This window comes from Providencia sp. PROV252, from assembly GCF_033676005.1.
Taxonomy (GTDB): domain Bacteria; phylum Pseudomonadota; class Gammaproteobacteria; order Enterobacterales; family Enterobacteriaceae; genus Providencia; species Providencia vermicola.
Genome location: NZ_CP096294.1, coordinates 1,312,486 through 1,334,250, shown reverse-complemented (window position 1 = coordinate 1,334,250; position 21,765 = coordinate 1,312,486). Strand labels below are relative to the sequence as shown.

Here is a 21,765-nt window from a genome sequence, read left to right as displayed (position 1 = left end):
TATAAATTCAATATCAAATGAGTAATGACCTTATTACCCTAAAAAATGTTGTATTAAGAAAAAGTTAATCAAAAATACCTTACCAGAATAGTCTGCTTTATAATGTATTCACTTATCTGCATACTACTGCCGATAAAGTAAAAGAGTGCATATAAACTCACAAACTTTTTATAATAATTATTGCTAATTCACTACGACAAATAGGTTCCTTTTTTATCATGAACAATGAAAACTTCAGTGCAGATAACAACCCTGCACCTAACACTAACGCTCAAACTCAAGTTGATACTTTTGTTTTTCACGCTGAACCTCGCGCTGTTGATGCGGGTGAAGGTGTTAACTGGATCAGCCAATCATGGTCTCTGGTTAAAGAAAAATTGGGTATGTGGATCTTAATCAATATCGTATTGTTTGCATTGATTCTGATTATCTCCATGATCCCATTCTTAAACTTACTGATCACCTTTATTACTCCAATCTTTGTTGGCGGTATTATTGCTATCAGTGAAAATCAGCGTAAAACTGGACAAGCAGAAATCGGTTTACTGTTTGCGGGTTTCCAAAACAAATTCGGTGCACTGTTTGCGGTTGGCGCCATTAACTTTGCAGCAAACTTAGTCGGTATGATCATCGCTTTCATCATTGGCGGTTCTGCGATGTTTGGTTTATTAATGGAAAGCAACCAATACGGATCACCATCTGATGCGGCTATTTTAGCGTCCTCAGGTTCATTCTTCTTTGCTATTATCGTGATGGCTGTCGCTGGTTTAGTGGGTACCGCATTAACTTGGTTTGCCCCTGCTTTGGTTATGAACCACGATTTCACTGTTGGTGCTGCAATTTCAGCTAGCCTACAAGCAGTTAAGAAAAATATCCTGCCAGGCATCCTATTCTTTATCGTTCTGTCTATCTTAATGATTATTTCTGTGATCCCATTAGGCTTAGGTTTATTAGTTTCTATGCCAATTATGTATGTTTGCTATTACAGCAGCTACCGTAGCCTGTTTTTCTCACAAGTTAAATAAGCCAATAAACATGATGATTTAAAGTCATCATTTTTAGAGGGGAAGCACTTGCTTTCCCTCTTTACTATCAGCCTCTAATTCACTTATATTCCTTGAATTAAACGAATAACTTCCCTTTATAAATTGGAGTGCTACCCCGTGCATTTTGATATTACCGATTTAAAACTGTGCGTAAATGTCGCCAATGCAGGAAGTATTACTCATGGGGCAAAGTTGACCTATATTACGTTGCAATCCGCCAGTGAACGGATACGCGGCTTAGAAAATGAATTAGGCGTTAATCTATTTACCCGCTCAGCGAAAGGTGTTGCATTATCCGATGCCGGTTATGCATTTATTGAACATGCAAAAATCATCTTACAGCAAATTGAATTGATGCAAGATAAAATGCAGCAATACAGCCGTGGCTTACGCGGGCATATCAATATCCTATGCAATACTTCAGCACAGATGGAATTTTTGCCGTCTCGTCTTCATGCTTATTTACGCCAACAACCAAATATGTCTGTTTCAGTAAAAGACATGCCAAGTGCGAATATTGTAACTTCAATTAAAAATAAAGTTGCAGATGTCGGTATTATTGCTGATTCTGTCGACTTGGCAGGGCTTGATACTCGTTCATGTAGCTCAGATGAATTAGTGGTATTTGTTCATAAAGATAGCTTATGGGCTAACCAAAAGCGTGTTTCATTTGCGGACATTATTGGTGCTGAGTTTATTGGCTTAACAGAAGATAACCCGTTACAAACCCATATTGATGATAATGCTAAACAGCAAGGCCAACGGCTTCATTACCGTGTACATATGCCTACTTTAGACGCTGTAATGCAAGGGGTTAACCAAGGTATTGGTATTGCTATCATTCCGCGACAAGCCGCACTGCGCTATGGCCCCTCCGACACCCAAATATTGCAACTGGCTGAGAATTGGGCGCAGCGAAAATTAGTGATTTGTGCACGCGACTTCAGCCTATTACCTAATTACACCAATGAATTTATTGATTTTCTAATTAACTGGCAACCATGATCACCCATTGTTTTGCCATATAAATCCCCAGCCCAATTAAACCGATAAAAAAACAACGCCGAAATAGCTTTTCACTAATAACCCGCCGAAAATATTGTCCAAGATACATCCCCACAATAGCGGGTATTAAGGCAAAGAAAGATAGCCCCCAATCAATATCATTTTGCTGGTGGTCTATGGATAATTTGATTGCCAGTGCCACTGTTGATGCTGTAAACGCTAGCCCTAGCGCCTGAATAAGTTCATCTTTATTTAATTTCAGTGTTTGCAAATAAGGTACCGCAGGGATAACAAATACCCCCGTTGCTGCCGTGATCACCCCAGTAAAGTAACCAATCGTTGGGGAAAGCCATATTTCATGTTTCTCGAACGATGGCATTTTTTTAGCCATTATTCCCCATCCCCCATAGATAATCAGTACAACACCCAATGCAGGTAATGTCCAAGTGGATGATGATGTTAATGAAGGTAAAAAACTCAACCATGTTCCAAGCAACACCCCAATCACAAAACCACTGAGTCGTTTCGCTAACGCCATAAACTGTGGCCCAATCAATAATTGCCATATATTGGTGACCAAAGAAGGAATAATCAGCAAACTAGCTGCCACTGCGGGCTCCATTACGGTACTTAATAATCCCATTGCAATCGTTGGTAGCCCTAAGCCGATCACGCCTTTTATAACCCCTGCCAATAGAAAAACACCAATGACTATTTCCACCTATTCGACTCCAATAAACTCAATTTACCGTTAGACTAACGACCTTCGCCGAAGAGCGCTATTTGGAAAATACTGAGGCGGGATCAGGTAAAATCTGAGAGGGGTTTTCATTAGAAATCGCGAAACTGAGTCATAAAAAAAACCGCCACTGTTACCAGCCGCGGTTTATTTATAAAAGGCGTAACCGAAATTAACCGATATACTCTAGCCCTTTCATATATGGACGTAATACTTCAGGCACTTCAATACGGCCATCTGCTAATTGATAGTTTTCTAAAATTGCGACCAATGTACGACCCACTGCTAAACCTGAGCCATTCAACGTATGAACGAGTTGAGTTTTCTTATCGCTCTTACCACGGAAGCGTGCTTGCATACGACGCGCTTGGAAATCCCACATGTTTGAACAAGAAGAGATTTCACGGTAAGTATTTTGCGCTGGCAACCATACTTCTAAATCGTAAGTTTTACGTGAACCAAAACCGATATCACCAGTACATAAAATCACTTTACGGTAAGGTAGGTTCAGTAATTGCAGCACTTTTTCAGCGTGACCTGTTAACTCTTCCAGTGCATCCATCGATTTTTCAGGATGAACAATTTGCACTAACTCAACTTTGTCAAACTGGTGCATACGGATAAGACCACGGGTATCACGGCCATAAGAGCCCGCTTCTGAACGGAAGCATGGTGTGTGAGCAGTCATTTTCAGAGGAAGTTTATCCTCATCTAAAATTTCATCACGAACCAAGTTAGTCACAGGTACTTCAGCAGTTGGGATCAACGCATAAGTGCTGCTATCTGCTTCTTCTTCCAGTGGTTTAGTGTGGAATAAGTCCTCACCAAATTTTGGCAATTGACCTGTACCATACAGCGTATCATGGTTAACCAAATACGGAACATACAGTTCTTGATAGCCATGTTGCTCAGTATGTAAATCCAACATAAACTGTGCTAACGCACGGTGCATGCGGGCAATTTGCCCTTTCATCACAACAAAACGCGCACCTGTTAGCTTAACCGCTGCAGGGAAATCTAACCCCCCTGTTAATTCACCAAGGCTAACGTGATCGCGAACGTCAAAATCATACTGGCGAGGCTCGCCCCAACGTGCAACTTCGACATTATCAGAGTCATCTCTGCCATCTGGTACTTGGTCATCTGGAATATTCGGGATACTTAAAGCAATATCACGGATTTCTTGTTGCAGCTTGTCTAACTCTGCTTTCGCAGCATCCAATTTTTCGCCTAATTGGTTAACTTCCAGACGTAATGGCTCAATATCTTCACCACGAGCTTTAGCCGCACCGATAGTTTTCGATCGCGAGTTACGGTCTGCTTGCAGGGTTTCAGTTTCAACTTGTAAAACTTTGCGGCGTTCTTCTAATTCACGCAGCTTTTCCACATCAAGGGTAAAACCCCTGCGAGCCAGTTTTTCAGCAACCGCGTCTAGCTCCGTACGCAGTAAATTGGGATCGAGCATGCTTATCCTGTGAGTATTGTGAGTAATAGATAATACTTTTGATGATGCATTCTAGCACCATCAATAAAGTAAAGTATTTCGCTATATAACCTTACCGCATTGCCCAGTTTAGCGGTAGCGTTTTGTGGTACTAATTTGATCCTGTTGGGCTAACCAGTCTAATTTTTCAGCAAACTTGCTTTCCAAGCCACGTTTTGTTGGGTAGTAATAACGGCTTGCTTGCATTGGTTCAGGGAAATAATTCTCACCCGCAGCGTAGGCATTTGGCTCATCATGGGCATAACGGTATTCTTGGCCTGCTCCCATCTCTTTTAAGAGCTTTGTTGGTGCATTGCGTAAGTGATTAGGCACATCATAATCAGGCTGCATTTGTGCGTCTTTAATTGCAGCCTTATATGCCGTATAAACCGCATTACTTTTAGGAGCACAGGCTAAATATACAATTGCTTGAGCAATAGCGCGTTCACCTTCTGCTGGCCCGACTCGTGTAAAGCAGTCCCAAGCAGAAACTGCCACTTGCATCGCGCGGGGATCTGCATTCCCGACATCTTCGGAAGCAATCGCTAACAAACGACGAGCTACATACAGCGGGTCGCCCCCTGCCGTAATGATCCTTGCATACCAATACAATGCCGCATCTGGTGCTGATCCACGAACTGACTTATGCAATGCAGAGATCAGATCATAAAAACGGTCACCTTTGTTATCAAACCGCGCGGTACGTTCACCACTCACTTCTTTGAGTAACTCTGCCGTTAAAATTCGCTGGCCTTGGCTATCGGCTTCAGCCATATCCGCCATCATTTCAAGTAAATTTAGCGAGCGCCTTGCATCCCCATTAACGAGTTGAGCTATCATCTTGCGTGTACTATCGGGTAACACAATATTTTGCCCACCAAGCCCACGGGATGTATCTGCTAGCGCTTGTAATAACACTTGCTCAATATCGTCCTCTTCTAAGGACTTGAGCAAATAGACTCTTGCACGGGATAACAATGCTGAATTTAATTCAAATGAAGGGTTTTCAGTCGTCGCACCAATAAAGGTGATCGTGCCATCTTCAATATGCGGTAAAAAGGCATCCTGTTGACTTTTATTAAAACGATGAACTTCATCCACAAACAGAATCGTTCTACGCCCAGCACTGCGGTTTTGGCGCGCTTTTTCGATGGACTCACGGATTTCTTTAATACCTGAAGTCACCGCAGATATACGTTCAATATCCGCTTGAGCATAGTGACCGATAATTTCTGCCAGTGTCGTTTTGCCTGTTCCTGGTGGCCCCCATAAAATCATAGAATGCAGATGCCCAGCCTTGATTGCTCGCGGCAATGGTTTTCCTTCCGCCAGCAGATGCCGTTGACCAATGTATTGCTCAAGGGTTTCGGGCCGCATACGCGCCGCTAAAGGTTGAAATTCATTCTGCGAAAAATCGAGAGACAGGTTACCCACAATATCCTCTTTATTGCCGCTTAAAAGCAAATAACTGACTCGCTAACCACCAGCAGAAAATACTAATGGTTAACGATAATAACAAGTTTAAGGCTTATTTAGCACTTGAACGTTGATCGTCTAACGTTACGCCTTTCGGCACTGTAAACTTAAACTTACTGGCATCAACACGGCCATTTTTTTGCTGTTTTAGCTGATAAGCACTGGTTTGCCCATCTTGCTCAACCGCAGAAAATTTCTCAATAGTCCCTTCTGGGGAAACCGTAATTGAGAATTTTTTCAACGTGCCGTTGGTTTGCTTAGGTTTAAGATCAAAAGTATTACCTTGCTGAATGATTGAGTATTGTTTCCAATCTTTCGGGTCATTACGTGTGATCAATAAAAATGGGGTATCCTGCGTTGCATCCGCTAAGTTCGTCACAGTCACTTGCTCAACAAATGGATTATAAAACCATAAATTCTTGCCATCAGAAACTAACACGCTTTCGTCGGGAGAAGTCATGTTCCAGTTAAATAAGTTAGGGCGCTCCAACCATAAATCGCCGACGCCTTCTTGAACAAGATCGCCCTCAGGGCTAGTGACCTTTTGTGAAAAACTGGCTTGGAAACTATTGACCTTATTCAGTCGTGCCTGAAGGTCTTGACTCGCATCGGCCAGCACTTGGCCGATATGTAAACTGAAGGCTAATGCACCTAACAACATCATTTTTTTCATCGAACAAAGACCTTAATATGATTACCTTAAGAGGCGTGATGACGTTATACACCCCTCAAATTAAACCCGCAATTAGCACCTTAAATTATTAATTTGCTACCCACTTTTAATGCCCCATTGATGGCGGCGCAAGCACTTCTCGGTTTCCGTTATGCCCCTGTTCACTGACAATGCCTTGGAGCTCCATTTGTTCAACAATTCGCGCGGCACGGTTATAACCAATACGGAATTGACGTTGAACGCCTGAAATGGAGACACGTTGTTTGTCAACAACAAATTCAACAGCTTGGTCAAATAGTGGGTCAAGTTCTTCACCACCACCATCATAACCACCACCTTCACTATCATCACTGCACGTTGTGATGCTATCAATATATTGCGGCTTACCACGCGCTTTCCAATCATTTACCACTGCATGGACTTCTTGGTCACGAACAAAAGCACCGTGTACACGCATTGGGATTGATGAGTTAGGTGGTAAATAAAGCATATCACCCATCCCCAATAACGACTCTGCACCACCTTGATCGAGGATGGTACGTGAGTCAATTTTGCTCGATACTGTAAAGGCAATACGTGTTGGAATGTTGGCTTTAATTAACCCAGTAATGATATCAACTGAAGGACGCTGAGTCGCGAGAACCAAGTGGATACCTGCGGCACGGGCTTTTTGAGCCAGCCTTGCGATCAGCTCTTCCACTTTTTTCCCTGCAGTCATCATCAAGTCTGCGAACTCATCCACCATAACGACGATGTAAGGTTCTTTTTTCAGCATTGGATGTTCCGTTTCCATGCTGTCCCCTGGTTTCCAGAATGGATCAGGGATCGGACGCTGCATATCCGCCGCAGCTTTAATTTTTTCGTTGTAACCTGCTAAATTACGAACCCCCAGCGCAGACATCAGTTTATAACGGCGTTCCATCTCATTGACACACCAACGCAGTGCATTCGCAGCGTCTTTCATGTCTGTGACAACCTCTGTCAATAAATGAGGAATACCTTCATAAATAGAAAGTTCCAACATTTTTGGGTCGATCATAATAAAGCGCACATCTTCAGGTTTCGCTTTATACAAGATACTGAGGATCATCGCATTGACCCCAACCGATTTACCTGAACCTGTCGTACCCGCCACTAATAAGTGTGGCATTTTAGCTAAATCCGCGACAACAGGATCACCCTCAATATCTTTACCAAGAACAATCGTCAGTGGCGATGGATTTTTTCTAAAATCATCGCAATCTAATACTTCACTTAAATAAACGGTTTGGCGCTTTTCATTTGGTAGTTCAAGCCCAACATACGGTTTCCCTGGTATCACTTCAACAACTCGTACAGCAACCGTTGACAATGAACGCGCAAGGTCACGGGATAGTGTCGAAATACGCGCAGCTTTAACACCAGGCGCTAAATCAAGCTCAAAGCGGGTGATAACTGGCCCAGGAGAAAAACCGACAACCTCCGCTTTCACTCGGTAATCATTTAACCGTGCTTCAATCAGCCTTGCCGTTTGCTCTAATTTAAACATATCCACTGGCTCTTCTTGCTCTGGTGGACTTGCCAATAAATCAAGAGAAGGCATCGGCGTTGTTGGTTTTGGTAGTGGTTGATCATTACGCACCAAGAACGGGTGGAATAAGCTATCTTGCTGTGGCTGCTGTGGCTGCTGTGGCTGCTGTGGCTGCTGTGGCTGCTGTGGCTGCTGTGGCTGCTGTGGCTGCTGTGGCTGCTGTGGCTGCTGTGGCTGCTGTGGCTGCTGTGGCTGCTGTGGCTGCTGTGGCTGCTGTGGCTGTGCAAAAGTGTGTGTTGCAGGTTGGCTATTGCCAAGCCCTGAATGCGAATTATTTGGTGGAACTATTGGCGATTCAATAGCGGTAAATGTTGGCATAAAGAGTGGATCAGCAGGCTCGTCATCCACTAAATCATCTACAGGAGAAAAGCTATCCAATACCGAGAATTCTCTTCGTAAATCAATCTTCGGTTCGACGTCTTTTTGCTCATCATCAAATTGGCTTTCAAAAGCATCACTAGGAATAATAGATGCCACTTCAGGTTCAGCAAATTTATGCGTATTGGCGGATAAATCAGATGAAGATGGCCAACGATGCTCAATGGTTGGCTGCGTCCATGTGTTGGCTGGCGATTGTTCTGCTTGCTCCACATGCTGCACGTCGGGGAACTCTGTTGGCGCGGTTTGCGTAACAGGCGGCTCATAGTCCGTGCTATCCACTTCACCATAGCGCTCACGTTGCTGCTCTAAGAATTGAGCGCGTAGTAATTCATCTTGTTGCGAATCGTCACTATTTTGCGCATCTTCAACGTCATTTGTTGACCACTGCTGATAAATTTCTTCGCGTTTAGAGGCTTCTTCTTGGCGACGTTGTAACTCTGCATCACGCTGGGATGGGATCCGAATTCCATATAACTCGCGGCGTGTCGGCAAACGAACAGGATTAGGCCTTGGCAGTTCAGGCTCCATATTTTGCTTAACTTGTGCGTGGCGCTCAAGCGCAGCAATAGAAATACCCGCTGCAGCTAAAGCACTCGCATCAGCAACCCGCTCAGTAACGGAAGAACTAACAGGGACATCGGTAACAACTGGCGCAGGTGTAAATAATTCTGAGGGGACTTGAGCGGCGAATGTATTTTGTGATGCGGGTTCTACAGGCATCGCTGATGTGTTGAATTCATTATCAACTATTTGTTTTTCTTGATATTTTAACTCATGATCATTGACAGAACTAAATGCAGATGGCGCTGCAGGAACATGATCTGATTGAGAAACAACAGGCTCCGCTAAGTTATCAAAACGCCCACTGGCTTGTGGCTGGTAATCATCAGGAACCTCAAAGTGGTATGTATTCGGTTCATCTACCGCTGAGAAAGAGGGTAAAGCATCTGACTCAACTACCGTAGAGGTTTCTGGCTGAGCCTCAATACGACTTTGCACCTCAATGGACTCTGGCTGCGACGTATTTTCAGTAACTAACTCAGCAACAGTTGGCGCTGAAAACAGCACATCATCGGAATCGAGTAATTGTTCATTATCATTCGCTAAGTGCTCAGCCTCTTGCGCTCGTTGTAGCGCATCTTCAGTTTCCTCTACTTCATAATCATCCAGGTCATCGCCTCTCGCACGGTTGGTTAATAACGTAATTGGAAGCAGGACAGCCGCTCCAATTTTTTCTGCAATTGTCAACCATGACCAACCTGTAAACAACGTGAAGCTAATCGCCCATAAGAACAACAGTGCCAATGTGGCACCTAATGAATTAAACCAAGGCATAATGGCACTGCTAAATACACTACCAATCACGCCACCAGAAGCAAAGTTGGGTAAATCATCAAAATTCAAGGCGGCTAATCCACAGGAAGAAAGGATCAATGCAAGGCCACCGATAAGGCGTAAAGAAAGCGAGAAAAAATCTATGTAGCGACGCTGGCTTTCATAATGATAAATAGCCCAACAACCCAATAACAACAGTGGTGGAATAGCAAAAGCCAAAATGCCAAAAGCAGAAAACAAAATATCAGCGCTCCACGACCCCACACTTCCCCCCAAGTTTTTCACAGGGGCGTTCCACGTTGTTTGTGACCAACTCGGGTCTGAAGGACTAAAACTTAATAACGCGACCATAAGAAAAACGGCACTTAAGCAAATCGCGAGCAAAATCACCTCTAATAGCCGTCTTCCGCTACTGAGTTTTTTAAATTTGATGTATTTATCTTCTGTGTATTCTTGGCTCATTATTGTTTCTTTACTGACTGATGTTCTTCACTGACTCTGATTATTCTAACATTAATCGCCCTAAAATGCCTGTTTTGCTGGCTCTAAGACAAATAAATGCCCGATTAATATATAGTAACTCAGTATTTCATCTAATGTATTTGGATTCAATTTCTATTTATCGTCAAAACTCCTAATTATTTATAGCTTTAAAATCAATAAATTGATAATAAAACTTATCGATAAACAAGGGAGTTTCGTAAAAGAACGTAAGAAAGGCACTAGTAGCTGTTAACTTACCGATTTAAAAAGAAAAATTGAAGAAATTATTAGGGTGCTAAAACGGAACAACGCTGAGTAAACTCAGCGTTGAAACTGCAGTGCGACAACAAAGCCAATAATGCTGTGCTGAAGTGAGGTCAAAAAAGCCTTGATTAGCGAGTTTTAATCACTAAACGGTTGCTTTGTTTAACTTCTTCCATCACTACGTAGGTACGTGTGTCGTTTACACCTGGTAAACGTAACAGCGTTTCCCCTAGTAGCTTACGATATGCGGACATATCAGGCACACGCGTTTTCAACAAGTAGTCAAAGTCACCTGAAACTAAGTGACATTCTTGAATTTCTTCAAGCTTTTGAACTGCAGTATTAAACTGTTCGAACACGTCTGGCGCACCACGGTTTAATGTAATTTCAACAAACACTAATAGGGATGCATCTAAGTAATGCGGGTTCAACAAGGCTGTATAGCCTGAAATAAAACCTTGTCTTTCAAGACGGCGTACACGCTCTAAACAAGGTGTTGGGGATAAACCAACACGCTTGGATAATTCTACGTTAGAAATGCGCCCGTCTTTTTGTAGTTCGTTTAATATATTCCTGTCGATACGGTCAAGGTCTTTGCCAGGACGCTTTTTATTGTCAATCATCTCTTTATCTCTCTTTCTCTAATTGTTATTTTCTACATCTATAAAATGAGCCCCTTGCCAACTACCTTTTTTATTAGGAATTCGTGTTCAGGGCAAATTCTATTTATAGTGCTGAAGTTCGTGTGAATGTAATGATCATTCACAATCGTGACTCATTTTTTAAGTTTGTAAGTAGTGTAAAGCTAATTTTCCAGCAAGAACAAAAATGCGCCATTTCCATTGACCTGCTAGATAATTAACTCTTACATAGATGTTTTCGCAAATGCGCAGCCGATTGTCAAAGCAAATGAATAAAAATCAGTACAAGATTTCGCTTTTTTTTCCAGTAAAACGTTTCGCAGCGCTAATTCAAGATAATTCCTAAAAATCATGAAGCGTGACTCCCCTACCTTTTTGTCACATTTTTTTACATTTGGCGAGTCTTGCCTATCAGAGAAATAAGTGGCATAAAACTAAGTCGCACTTAAATCACTTTTGTTACCTTCCTATTTCTCCTACAATCCTAAGCATGCTTTTTTTGAGATTAAAAGAGGAATTCATGAGCACAACCACACATCGCAAGTTAATCATTTTAGGTTCAGGCCCCGCAGGTTATACAGCAGCTGTATATGCAGCTCGCGCAAATTTAAGTCCTGCACTGATTACTGGGGTGGAAAAAGGCGGTCAATTGACGACCACAACGGAAGTCGAAAACTGGCCTGGTGACCCTGAAGGCCTAACGGGTCCAGGCCTCATGGACCGTATGCATGAACACGCTGCTAAATTTGAAACCGAAATTATCTCTGATCACATCAATAAAGTGGATTTAAAACAACGTCCATTCCGCTTATTTGGTGATGAAAACGAATATACCTGTGATGCGCTAATCATCGCAACGGGGGCATCTGCACGTTATATTGGTTTACCTTCTGAAGAAGCGTTTAAAGGTCGCGGTGTTTCTGCATGTGCAACATGTGATGGTTTTTTCTATCGCAATCAAAAAGTTGCTGTCGTTGGGGGTGGTAATACAGCGGTTGAAGAAGCCCTGTATTTATCCAATATCGCCTCCGAGGTACATTTAATTCACCGCCGTGATAGCTTTCGCGCAGAAAAAATTCTGATCAACCGTTTAATGGATAAAGTCGAAAACGGCAATATCGTACTGCATACGGATCGCACCTTAAATGAAGTGTTAGGTGATGATATGGGTGTGACAGGTGTGCGCCTTGAATGTACGAAAACGCATACCACTGAAGATATCCCAGTAATGGGCGCCTTTATCGCGATTGGCCATAGCCCAAATACCGCTATTTTTGATGGTCAGCTCGATTTAGATAATGGCTATATCAAAGTACAATCAGGTACCCAAGGTAATGCCACACAAACCTCTGTAGAAGGCGTATTCGCCGCAGGTGATGTCATGGACCACATATATCGCCAAGCCATTACCTCGGCAGGTACTGGCTGTATGGCGGCATTAGATGCGGAACGTTACCTCGATGGCTTAGCATCTAAATAATTAGCAACTTATTTATAGTTTAGGCTTCTACCTTAACTTGGTTGAAGCCTTTTTTATGCATTACTCCTACTCATCTTAATGGTTGTTTTTTACATCTATTTTTAAGAGCAAGTTTATATTGCCCTTCTCCTGCACTGCCTATACTGTTTTTACATGATCTTAACTTTATAGGTATTGATATGGAGCAACCATCAGGGCGTGATATCGTTCGTGGCTATTCGTATTTTATTGTTATCATACTCGCCATCATTCAGGGCATCGTCATTGCCGCAACAACGGATTACTCTATTCGCTCTGACAGCCAGTTAGATGCAACTACGGTATTCCTACCCATGTTACTGGCGATATTCGTGCCATCAGTGGTTAGCTACTTAATCACTAACGCCAAATCTGTGGTTTTCTATCTTAGTATCGCTTTAACTATTGCTTTAACTTGTTGGGTTAACTTTTGGCATAGTCAAGACTTTGAAACCCCTTCTGATGCCAACCCCTTTATTGCATTCCTTACGCTGACTGTTCTGTTATTTTTCATGCTCCCGTGGATGCAATTACTGCAAGCAACACAGTCATGGAAAATCAATTACGGTTGCTTAATGGGGCTATATATTAAAAATACCTTCTTAGGTGTATTAGCCTCGGCAATTGGTGGGCTCTTGACCTTAATTGTGAAATTAGCCAGCTTTTTGTTTGGCATTGTTAATTTGCACTTTTTAAGTGACATTCTTGATAATGAAGTCATTTATTGGGTCTGTTTTACCCTTGGTTTTAATATTGGCTTAACATTTTTACGTGCAACTGTTGATATTCAACTCAGTAACTTCGTGAGCTTTATTGCCCGTTTCTTCCTGCCATTATTAAACGTCGTTGCGGTCATTTTCTTAGGTGGCTTTGTTATTTCCTATTTTTCTGGGTTGGACTCCGCAGGCTTAGGCTCTGCCGTAATGCTGTGGTTTGTGATCCTTAATCTCATTTTTATTAATTTTGTCTATGGGGATGGCAGTACACAATACCAATTCCGTAAAGGGCTGAATGCCTTTGTTTTAATAAATATTATCTTGCTCAATGCTTTTTCTGGGCTTTCACTGTACGGCATTCTTGTGCGGGTGAATCAATACAGTTGGAGCATCGAGCGGTTATATGCTTTTACCGTCGCGCTATTTTTAGCTTTGGTTGTTTTAGCCTATAGCCTTGCAATCATTCGCAAAAAAACATTGTGGATGACCTCACTCGGCACGATTAATAAAGTCGGTATTCTCTCCCTTATCGCCATTATTTTCGTGATCAATAGCCCTATCGCCAATTTCAAAACCATAACCATCAATAGCATTGTAGCGGGCGTGAATAACGGCAAAATCAAAGTGAATAGCTCGCTCGCTTATGACTTAAAGCAATTAGGTGCTGAAGGTAAGCTCGCGTTTGAACAACTAAATAGCAATCCTGAGTACCAAAAACAATTCCAAACCAGCCCTTATGCTGAAGAGCAACAAAAACCACTCAAAGAGGTACTCATACAAGCGAAAAACAGCCCTACGTTGCCAGATAACTGGTTTGATTTGGGTGATAACCTCAGCAGTGCGTGGTATTGCACATCAAAACATGAACCTTATTCATGCTTAGGTTTTATGGCAGATGTGAATCAAGATGGGAAAGATGATGTGGTTATGTGTTATTCCTACCCGACTAGCTCAACTATTGATTGCAATATTTGGCAGGAAATAGAACAAAGCTGGGAAGTTGTCGATACACAAAGCCATTCATTCAATACCGTGCAGAAAAAAGATAAAGCTTGGGATAATTTGCTTAACGGACAATTTACCTTAAAACCGAAAGAGTGGCTAAATATAACTCCCACACCTTAAATTTCCATAAAAATGCCAACGGCTTAACAATTTTGTGTTAAGCCGTCTTCTCATTACGTAAAAATACAGTAGCATTCCATCACTTTTATGCTTTTTTAAGTTGAAATATTCAGTTTACCTTTACAGAACAATTTGATAACAAAGCACTTTCCACATTAAATAACCGACTTTTATTATGCAACATCTGCCACTTAAGCTGTTATGATGTAGCGTAAATAATCGAATTACAGGTCGAGATCAAAAACACCGCTCTCACTATTTTTATTAAATGCGTTGTTTGATCATTATTTTCCGCCCTGATGTTATTTGACTCACAGTGAACGACAAAACGCTGTTAGGTTTTCATAACCTAACTATACTCAATGACATTAAAACGACACCTGCTAACTAAATCATTATGGATAAATCAAGACAGACTGAATTGGTACGTTGGTTAAAACAACACAGTGCACCTGCTAAGCGTTGGTTGCGGATCTCCATGCTGTTAGGCATGGTCAGTGGATTGTTGATCATAGCTCAAGCTTGGTTCTTAGCCGTCATCCTACAAGCACTGATTATGGATGGCACCCCGCGAGAACAGCTATTGACCCCATTTTGCCTTCTGATTGGCGTATTTGTTTTACGTGCCATTGTGACTTACATTCGAGAACGGGTTGGTTTTCGTTGTGGCCAAGTTGTGCGCCAAGAAATTCGCACTCGCGTATTAGATAAACTCCAAGAACTCGGCCCTGTTTGGGTTAAAGGTAAACCCGCAGGAAGCTGGGCAACCATTATCCTTGAGCAAATTGAAGATATGCAAGATTACTATTCACGCTATCTTCCTCAAATGTATTTAGCAGGGATTGTGCCCATCATGATCCTTATCGCCATTTTCCCATTCAATTGGGCAGCCGCGATGATCCTGTTTGTCACTGCCCCCTTAATCCCTATTTTTATGGCGTTAGTTGGCTTAGGCGCCGCTGATGCGAACCGCCGCAATTTTATCGCACTTGGCCGTTTAAGTGGCAGCTTCTTAGACAGACTCCGAGGGCTCGATACCCTTCGCCTGTTCTTCCGTGAAAAAGCAGAAGTTCAGCAAATTCGTGAATCCACTGAAGATTTCCGTTCCAGAACGATGGAAGTGTTGCGTATGGCATTTTTATCTTCTGGCGTATTAGAGTTTTTCGCCTCAATTTCTATTGCTGTGGTTGCCGTGTACTTCGGTTTTTCGTATTTGGGTGAAATGAACTTTGGTAGCTATGGCTTACCTGTCACGTTGTTTGCAGGCTTCCTTGCTCTGATCCTTTCCCCCGAATTTTTCCAACCACTGCGTGACTTAGGCACTTATTACCATGCTAAAGCTCAAGCAGTAGGTGCTGCTGAAACCTTAGAGGCACTGCTAAATAGTGAAGGGGAAGAAAAGCCGCAACAAGGTATAAAAACGTTATCTGATGGCCCTATTCGCATTCAAGCCAGCCAGCTCGAAATTTTATCCCACGACGGTGTACGCCTTGCTGGCCCGTTAAATTTCACCATCGAGCCACAACAGCGTATCGCACTGGTTGGGCAAAGTGGTGCAGGTAAAAGCTCATTACTCAACTTATTACTTGGCTTTTTGCCTTACCACGGTTCAGTGACAGTTAATGATATTGAACTGCGTGAGTTGTGCCCTGAAAAATGGCGTGAATTGCTCGGCTGGGTTGGGCAAAACCCACATTTACCCGAACAAACACTCATTGAAAATATTTGTTTAGGTAAACCAAATGCATCTGAGGCAGAAATTCAACACGCTATTGATAAAGCATATGTTTCCGAGTTTTTACCTCACTTACCCAATGGCTTAAATACTCGCCTTGGTGATTACGCCGCGCGGCTTTCAGTGGGCCAAGCACAACGTGTTGCTGTCGCTCGGATTTTATTAAAACCCTCACGATTACTACTGCTTGATGAACCTGCAGCAAGCCTTGATTCGCACAGTGAGCAACGTGTCATGCACACACTGAACCAGCTATCTGAGCAGCAAACCACTTTGCTTGTCACTCATTTACTGGAAGAAACCTTGGATTACGACCAAATTTGGGTGATGGCAAACGGCCAAATCATTCAGCAAGGGAATTACTCTCAACTTAGTCAGTCTGAAGGCGCTTTTGCCCAGTTATTAGCCCATCGCAGTGAGGAGCTCTGATAATGAAAATTTTATATCCTTTCTTAGCCCTCTACCGCCGCCATTGGTTTTTAATAACGCTTGGGATCATACTCGCCATCGTGACATTGCTTGCCAGTATTGGGCTATTAACCCTCTCAGGTTGGTTCTTAGCTGGCACCGCGATTGCGGGCTTCCCTGGCTTATATTATTTCAACTATATGCTGCCCGCAGCTGGCGTACGTGGTGCGGCAATATTCCGTACTGCAGGACGCTATGGCGAGCGCTTAGTCAGCCATGATGCAACATTCAAAGTCCTTGCTCACTTACGTGTTTTTGCCTTTAGTAAAGTGTTACCCCTTTCTCCGGGGGGCATTAGCCGTTTTCGCCAAGGGGAGCTATTAAACCGCTTAGTGGCTGATGTCGAAACCCTTGATCACCTCTATTTACGTGTATTATCGCCGATTATCACGGCATTTTTTGTCACATTTGTCTTGATTTTCGGTTTAAGCTACCTTGACCCACGCCTTGCTTGGACACTAGGTGGCGTCATGTTGTTCTTATTGTTCACAATGCCATTTGTTTTTTACCATGCAGGTAAGCCTATTGGTCGCGAACTCACAGAGCTACGCGGTGACTATCGCACTATCTTAACTTCAGCCCTGCAAGGGCAAGCGGAGTTAACCTTATTTGGTGCAACCACACGTTTTCGCCAAAACCTTTGGGCAATTGAAAACTGCTGGCAAGCTCGCCAGCAGCAACAAGCTGCACTAACAGGGTTATCCCAAGCTATTATTTTATTCGCATCGGGGATCACTGCTACCTTACTGCTGTGGATGGCCGCTGAGCACGTCGGTGGAGATACTAAACCTGGTGCATTGATTGCGCTATTTGTGTTCTGTGCGTTAGCCGCCTTCGAAGCCTTAGGGCCTGTCGCCGTCGCCTTTCAGCATATGGGGCAAGTAATTGCTTCTGCAACACGGGTTTCCCAATTAATGACAGCAAAACCTGAAGTGACGTTCCCAAGCGAAAGCCCTTCAATCACAACACTAGAAAGCCTGACTGTCGATAATATCTCGTTCACCTACCCTGAACAGCCATTTGCCGTCCTCGATAACGTGTCATTGCGCTTAGCTAAAGGCCAACACCTCGCCCTACTTGGGAAAACAGGCTGTGGTAAATCAACACTCTTACAATTATTAACCCGTGCATGGGATGTCGATAGCGGTACAATTACATTAAATGGTCAGCCAATTAATGCATTTAGTGAAAAATCACTCCGTAGCATCATGTCGGTTGTACCGCAACGTGTGCATGTGTTTAGTGATACTCTGCGTAATAATTTATTATTAGCGAATGAGCAAGCTACCGATGCTGAATTGAATGCAGTTTTACAACAAGTCGGCTTAGGCAATTTGCTCGAAAATGAGTTGAAACTCAATGCGTGGATGGGGGAAGGTGGTCGCCAATTATCTGGTGGTGAACAGCGCCGCTTAGGCATTGCCCGTGCATTGTTGCACAACACACCGCTAGTGTTGATGGATGAACCAACAGAAGGCTTAGACGCACAAACTGAACAGCAAATCTTAGCGTTACTAAAAGAAAAATGTGCTGACAAAACCTTGATTGTGATCACCCACCGCATGCAAGGCTTAGAAGAAATGGATAACATCTGCGTAATGGATAGTGGTAAAATTGTCGAGCAAGGCACCCATCAAGCGTTGTTAGATAGGCAAGGTCAATACTACCAATTCCGCCAGCGCCATTGGGCTCAGAAAACACACTGAGGCGCAATATGTACCAACTCGATGATGACTCATATTTGTTCCCTCCCGTCTCGGAAGCGATGCGGGAACCCAATGGTTTATTAGCTATTGGAGGCGATCTTTCATCAAAAAGGCTGCAAGCAGCGTATTATGATGGTATCTTCCCATGGTTCAATCCAAGTGAGATGCCTTTATGGTGGTCACCAGACCCAAGAGCGGTATTATTGATGGGCGATTTACACATCAGCCGCTCAATGAAAAAAGTGTTAAAAAAGCAGATTTATCGTATTACGGTTAACCACGCTTTCAAGGATGTTATTGAAGCGTGTTCTGTGCGTGAAGAAGGAACGTGGATCTTACCTGAAGTGCAAGCAGGTTACCTTGAGTTACACCACGAAGGGATGGCTCATTCTATTGAAGCTTGGTATGACGACAAACTGGTTGGCGGCCTATACGGTGTGAATATGGGCCATCTATTTTGTGGGGAATCCATGTTCAGTAGAATGAATGATGCATCCAAATTTGCTTTTATTACATTCTATTTTCATTTTTTGCGCTATAATGGGCAGCTTTTTGATTGTCAGGTACTTAACCACCACACCGCCTCACTTGGCGCAAAAGAAATATCCCGTAGGGATTTTTTACATATTCTTTATCGGTGGCGTGACAAAGGGATAGACCCCGCCTGCTGGATACCGCAATCGATTGAATTACCGCCAATTTTCAATTAGTGAACGTTGGTTTATTATTAATTTTATTCCTTCACATAAGCATAAAGATCGCGTTAAAATGCGACACTTCTTTACTTAGTGCGGGTTTTTGGGCATTATCTTGCCCGTTAAAAATCACGGTTATTAAACTTAGAGGATTAGATGGCCAAAGAAGACAATATTGAAATGCAGGGCACAGTTTTAGATACCCTGCCAAATACAATGTTCCGTGTTGAACTGGAAAACGGTCACGTGGTGACTGCTCATATTTCTGGTAAAATGCGTAAAAACTATATCCGCATCCTGACAGGCGACAAGGTAACTGTAGAGTTAACCCCTTATGACCTGAGCAAAGGCCGAATCATTTTCCGTAGCCGTTGATTACCTCTTCAGGCAAGGCCTGACATTACCACAGGTGCATGAGACACCTGTGGTTAATTATGTCAGAATACCGCATCCTCCGGAGAGGCCTTGTGCACGCTACTGAAGCTGTATGTCAGTGTGTTACTTTTTTCATCAAGCCCGATACTCACAGAGCCGCCGTTGGTTAGTGAACCAAATAGCAATTCATTTGCTAATGGTTTCTTCAGGTTCTCCTGAATTGCGCGCGCCATAGGTCGGGCACCCATTGCTTTATCATAGCCTTTTTCACATAACCAATGACGTGCTGCCGCACTCACCTCAATTGACACGCCTTTCTCATCCAACTGCGCTTGTAACTCAACAATGAATTTATCAACAACCAGGGTGATAATTTCTGGCGTCAGTGAATTGAACCAGATAATACCATCAAGACGGTTACGGAACTCAGGCGAGAAAGCACGCTTGATTTCCGACATCGCATCCGTGCTGTTATCCTGCTCTGCGAAACCAATCGAGCGGCGCTGCGTTTCTTGAACCCCTGCGTTTGTGGTCATGACGACAATCACGTTACGGAAATCCGCTTTACGGCCGTTGTTATCGGTAAGTGTGCCGTGGTCCATCACTTGCAATAAAATGTTGAATACATCTGGATGCGCTTTTTCAATCTCATCCAATAACACCACAGAGTGTGGATGCTTGATCACCGCATCAGTCAGTAAGCCACCTTGATCAAAGCCTACATAGCCTGGAGGCGCACCAATTAAACGGCTGACGGTATGACGTTCCATGTATTCAGACATATCAAAACGCAATAATTTAATATCCAGCGCTTTGGCTAATTGAACCGTGACTTCCGTTTTACCTACCCCTGTAGGCCCTGCAAACAAGAAGGAGCCGACAGGTTTATTTTCTAACCCTAACCCTGCGCGATTCATTTTGATCGCTTCAGACAACGCCTCAATCGCTTTATCTTGCCCAAATACTAACATCTTCAAGCGTGAATCAAGGGTTTTGAGTTTGTCTTTATCGCTCGATGAAACTGTTTTTTCTGGAATTCGCGCAATACGTGCAACGACAGTTTCGATCTCAGGAACACCAATCGTTTTTTTGCGTTTGCTTGGTGCAACTAAACGTGTACGCGCGCCAGCTTCATCAATCACGTCTATGGCTTTATCTGGTAAATGCCTGTCGGTGATATATTTAATCGATAAATCTACCGCTGCCTGGATGGCTTTCGCAGTGTAACGCACATCGTGATGTGCTTCGTATTTCGGTTTTAACCCATTAATAATACGAATGGTTTCTTCTGGTGTCGGTTCAACAATATCAATTTTTTGGAAACGACGAGCTAGCGCCCTGTCTTTTTCAAACACACTACCAAATTCTTGATAGGTGGTTGAACCAATCACGCGAATACGCCCACCCGAAAGTAGTGGCTTAATTAAGTTAGCAGCATCCACTTGCCCACCTGATGCAGCCCCAGCACCAATAATAGTGTGGATCTCATCGATAAACAGTATGCTTTTGGGGTCTTTTTCCAACATTTTGAGCAAGGCTTTGAAGCGTTTTTCAAAATCCCCACGGTATTTCGTTCCCGCTAACAATGAACCGATATCTAAGGAGTAAATCGTGCAACCTTTCATGACATCAGGCACATCGTCCTGTTCGATACGCCATGCAAGGCCTTCCGCTATGGCCGTTTTCCCAACACCAGACTCCCCCACTAACAACGGGTTGTTTTTGCGGCGGCGACACAAGACTTGGATCGTTCGCTCTAATTCAGCCTGACGGCCCACCAGCGGGTCGATATTCCCTTTTTTGGCCTGTTGGTTCAGATTGGTCGTAAAGTTGTCCATATGGTCTTCTGAGACCGGTGGCTCTTCATTCGGTGCACTATTATTGGACATATCGTTATCTGACGATGACGATTCTTCACCTTTTACCGTACCATGAGAAATATAGTTGACCACATCTAAGCGGCTAACATCGTGCTTACGCAATAAGTACGCAGCTTGAGATTCTTGCTCACTGAAAATCGCGACAAGCACATTTGCCCCGCTAACTTCGCTACGACCCGATGACTGCACATGAAATACCGCCCTTTGTAACACACGCTGAAAACTGAGCGTCGGTTGGGTGTCTCTGTTATCATTTTCGGGTAACAAGGGTGTAGTTTGCGCGATGAAGTGTTCCAGTTCTTGACGTAAAGCGACAAGATCAACCTTACAAGCTTCTAAAGCTTCGCGTGCCGAGATATTACTCAGTAACGCCAGCAATAGGTGCTCAACAGTCATAAATTCGTGGCGACTGTCTTTCGCTTTCGTAAAAGCTACGTTTAAACTAAGCTCCAGTTCTTGATTGAGCATAAG

The 21,765-nt window shown here is 43.2% G+C and carries 15 protein-coding genes; 8 read left to right on the top strand and 7 right to left on the bottom strand.

Annotated elements, in window-relative coordinates; all coding sequences use genetic code 11:
- Nucleotides 1–218: 218 nt before the first annotated feature.
- Both M1F05_RS05855 and M1F05_RS05850 read left to right on the top strand, forming a co-directional pair.
- Nucleotides 219–1,025 carry a BPSS1780 family membrane protein gene (locus M1F05_RS05855; protein ID WP_206085452.1) on the top strand — a complete coding sequence of 269 codons (807 nt, stop codon included), beginning with the start codon at nt 219–221 and terminating at the stop codon, nt 1,023–1,025.
- 138 nt (nt 1,026–1,163) lie between these two features.
- Nucleotides 1,164–2,051 carry a LysR substrate-binding domain-containing protein gene (locus M1F05_RS05850; protein ID WP_206085451.1) on the top strand — a complete coding sequence of 296 codons (888 nt, stop codon included), beginning with the start codon at nt 1,164–1,166 and terminating at the stop codon, nt 2,049–2,051.
- Here the strand turns inward: M1F05_RS05850 and M1F05_RS05845 are convergent.
- From M1F05_RS05845 to lrp, 6 genes are all read right to left on the bottom strand, one after another.
- The gene (locus tag M1F05_RS05845) at nt 2,035–2,772 is read right to left on the bottom strand and encodes a sulfite exporter TauE/SafE family protein (RefSeq protein WP_206085450.1); all 738 of its coding nucleotides are present in this window, start codon (nt 2,770–2,772) and stop codon (nt 2,035–2,037) included. The genes M1F05_RS05850 and M1F05_RS05845 overlap by 17 nt on opposite strands.
- Nucleotides 2,773–2,962: 190 nt before the next feature.
- A complete protein-coding gene (serS, locus tag M1F05_RS05840; RefSeq protein WP_206085449.1) occupies nt 2,963–4,255 on the bottom strand; it encodes a serine--tRNA ligase in 1,293 nt (430 codons plus the stop codon).
- 108 nt (nt 4,256–4,363) lie between these two features.
- The gene (locus tag M1F05_RS05835) at nt 4,364–5,707 is read right to left on the bottom strand and encodes a replication-associated recombination protein A (protein WP_206085448.1); all 1,344 of its coding nucleotides are present in this window, start codon (nt 5,705–5,707) and stop codon (nt 4,364–4,366) included.
- A 94-nt stretch (nt 5,708–5,801) separates the two neighbouring features.
- A complete protein-coding gene (gene lolA / locus M1F05_RS05830; RefSeq protein WP_206085447.1) occupies nt 5,802–6,422 on the bottom strand; it encodes an outer membrane lipoprotein chaperone LolA in 621 nt (206 codons plus the stop codon).
- A gap of 106 nt (nt 6,423–6,528) precedes the next feature.
- Nucleotides 6,529–10,170, bottom strand: coding sequence for a DNA translocase FtsK 4TM domain-containing protein (locus M1F05_RS05825; RefSeq protein WP_318825978.1), 3,642 nt, complete (start codon nt 10,168–10,170; stop codon nt 6,529–6,531).
- Nucleotides 10,171–10,583: 413 nt separating this feature from the next.
- Complete coding sequence (gene lrp / locus M1F05_RS05820; RefSeq protein WP_004918089.1) at nt 10,584–11,078, bottom strand: leucine-responsive transcriptional regulator Lrp; 495 nt, start codon at nt 11,076–11,078, stop codon at nt 10,584–10,586.
- Nucleotides 11,079–11,616: 538 nt separating this feature from the next.
- On the opposite strand from lrp, the gene trxB reads away from it, so the two are divergent.
- The 6 genes from trxB to infA all read left to right on the top strand — a co-directional run bounded on the left by trxB (nt 11,617) and on the right by infA (nt 19,414).
- Nucleotides 11,617–12,576, top strand: a complete 960-nt coding sequence (trxB, locus tag M1F05_RS05815) for a thioredoxin-disulfide reductase (protein ID WP_206085445.1) — start codon at nt 11,617–11,619, stop codon at nt 12,574–12,576.
- Nucleotides 12,577–12,755: 179 nt separating this feature from the next.
- Complete coding sequence (locus tag M1F05_RS05810) at nt 12,756–14,435, top strand: DUF4153 domain-containing protein (RefSeq protein ID WP_206085444.1); 1,680 nt, start codon at nt 12,756–12,758, stop codon at nt 14,433–14,435.
- Between the two features lie 397 nt (nt 14,436–14,832).
- On the top strand, nt 14,833–16,599 hold the full coding sequence (gene cydD / locus M1F05_RS05805; RefSeq protein WP_206085443.1) for a heme ABC transporter permease/ATP-binding protein CydD: 1,767 nt from the start codon (nt 14,833–14,835) through the stop codon (nt 16,597–16,599).
- Between the two features lie 2 nt (nt 16,600–16,601).
- The gene (gene cydC / locus M1F05_RS05800; protein WP_206085442.1) at nt 16,602–18,344 is read left to right on the top strand and encodes a heme ABC transporter ATP-binding protein/permease CydC; all 1,743 of its coding nucleotides are present in this window, start codon (nt 16,602–16,604) and stop codon (nt 18,342–18,344) included.
- 8 nt (nt 18,345–18,352) lie between these two features.
- Nucleotides 18,353–19,054: a leucyl/phenylalanyl-tRNA--protein transferase gene (gene aat / locus M1F05_RS05795; protein WP_206085441.1), complete on the top strand. Its 702-nt coding sequence runs from the start codon at nt 18,353–18,355 to the stop codon at nt 19,052–19,054.
- A 141-nt stretch (nt 19,055–19,195) separates the two neighbouring features.
- Entirely contained in the window at nt 19,196–19,414 is a 219-nt protein-coding gene (infA, locus tag M1F05_RS05790) for a translation initiation factor IF-1 (protein WP_004244560.1), read from the top strand.
- A 62-nt stretch (nt 19,415–19,476) separates the two neighbouring features.
- On the opposite strand, the gene clpA is transcribed toward infA, so the two are convergent.
- Nucleotides 19,477–21,762 (bottom strand): ATP-dependent Clp protease ATP-binding subunit ClpA, encoded by a 2,286-nt coding sequence (gene clpA / locus M1F05_RS05785; RefSeq protein ID WP_206085440.1) that lies wholly within the window; start codon nt 21,760–21,762, stop codon nt 19,477–19,479.
- Between the last annotated feature and the right edge of the window lie 3 nt (nt 21,763–21,765).

What these genes read in the sequence shown, in the direction of transcription:
- clpA (WP_206085440.1), bottom strand. Translation starts at nt 21,762, where the DNA reads ATGCTCAATCAAGAACTGGAGCTTAGTTTAAACGTAGCTTTTACGAAA.
- aat (WP_206085441.1), top strand. Translation starts at nt 18,353, where the DNA reads ATGTACCAACTCGATGATGACTCATATTTGTTCCCTCCCGTCTCGGAA.
- M1F05_RS05855 (WP_206085452.1), top strand. Translation starts at nt 219, where the DNA reads ATGAACAATGAAAACTTCAGTGCAGATAACAACCCTGCACCTAACACT.
- trxB (WP_206085445.1), top strand. Translation starts at nt 11,617, where the DNA reads ATGAGCACAACCACACATCGCAAGTTAATCATTTTAGGTTCAGGCCCC.
- cydC (WP_206085442.1), top strand. Translation starts at nt 16,602, where the DNA reads ATGAAAATTTTATATCCTTTCTTAGCCCTCTACCGCCGCCATTGGTTT.
- cydD (WP_206085443.1), top strand. Translation starts at nt 14,833, where the DNA reads ATGGATAAATCAAGACAGACTGAATTGGTACGTTGGTTAAAACAACAC.
- serS (WP_206085449.1), bottom strand. Translation starts at nt 4,255, where the DNA reads ATGCTCGATCCCAATTTACTGCGTACGGAGCTAGACGCGGTTGCTGAA.
- infA (WP_004244560.1), top strand. Translation starts at nt 19,196, where the DNA reads ATGGCCAAAGAAGACAATATTGAAATGCAGGGCACAGTTTTAGATACC.
- lrp (WP_004918089.1), bottom strand. Translation starts at nt 11,078, where the DNA reads ATGATTGACAATAAAAAGCGTCCTGGCAAAGACCTTGACCGTATCGAC.
- M1F05_RS05825 (WP_318825978.1), bottom strand. Translation starts at nt 10,170, where the DNA reads ATGAGCCAAGAATACACAGAAGATAAATACATCAAATTTAAAAAACTC.
- lolA (WP_206085447.1), bottom strand. Translation starts at nt 6,422, where the DNA reads ATGAAAAAAATGATGTTGTTAGGTGCATTAGCCTTCAGTTTACATATC.
- M1F05_RS05810 (WP_206085444.1), top strand. Translation starts at nt 12,756, where the DNA reads ATGGAGCAACCATCAGGGCGTGATATCGTTCGTGGCTATTCGTATTTT.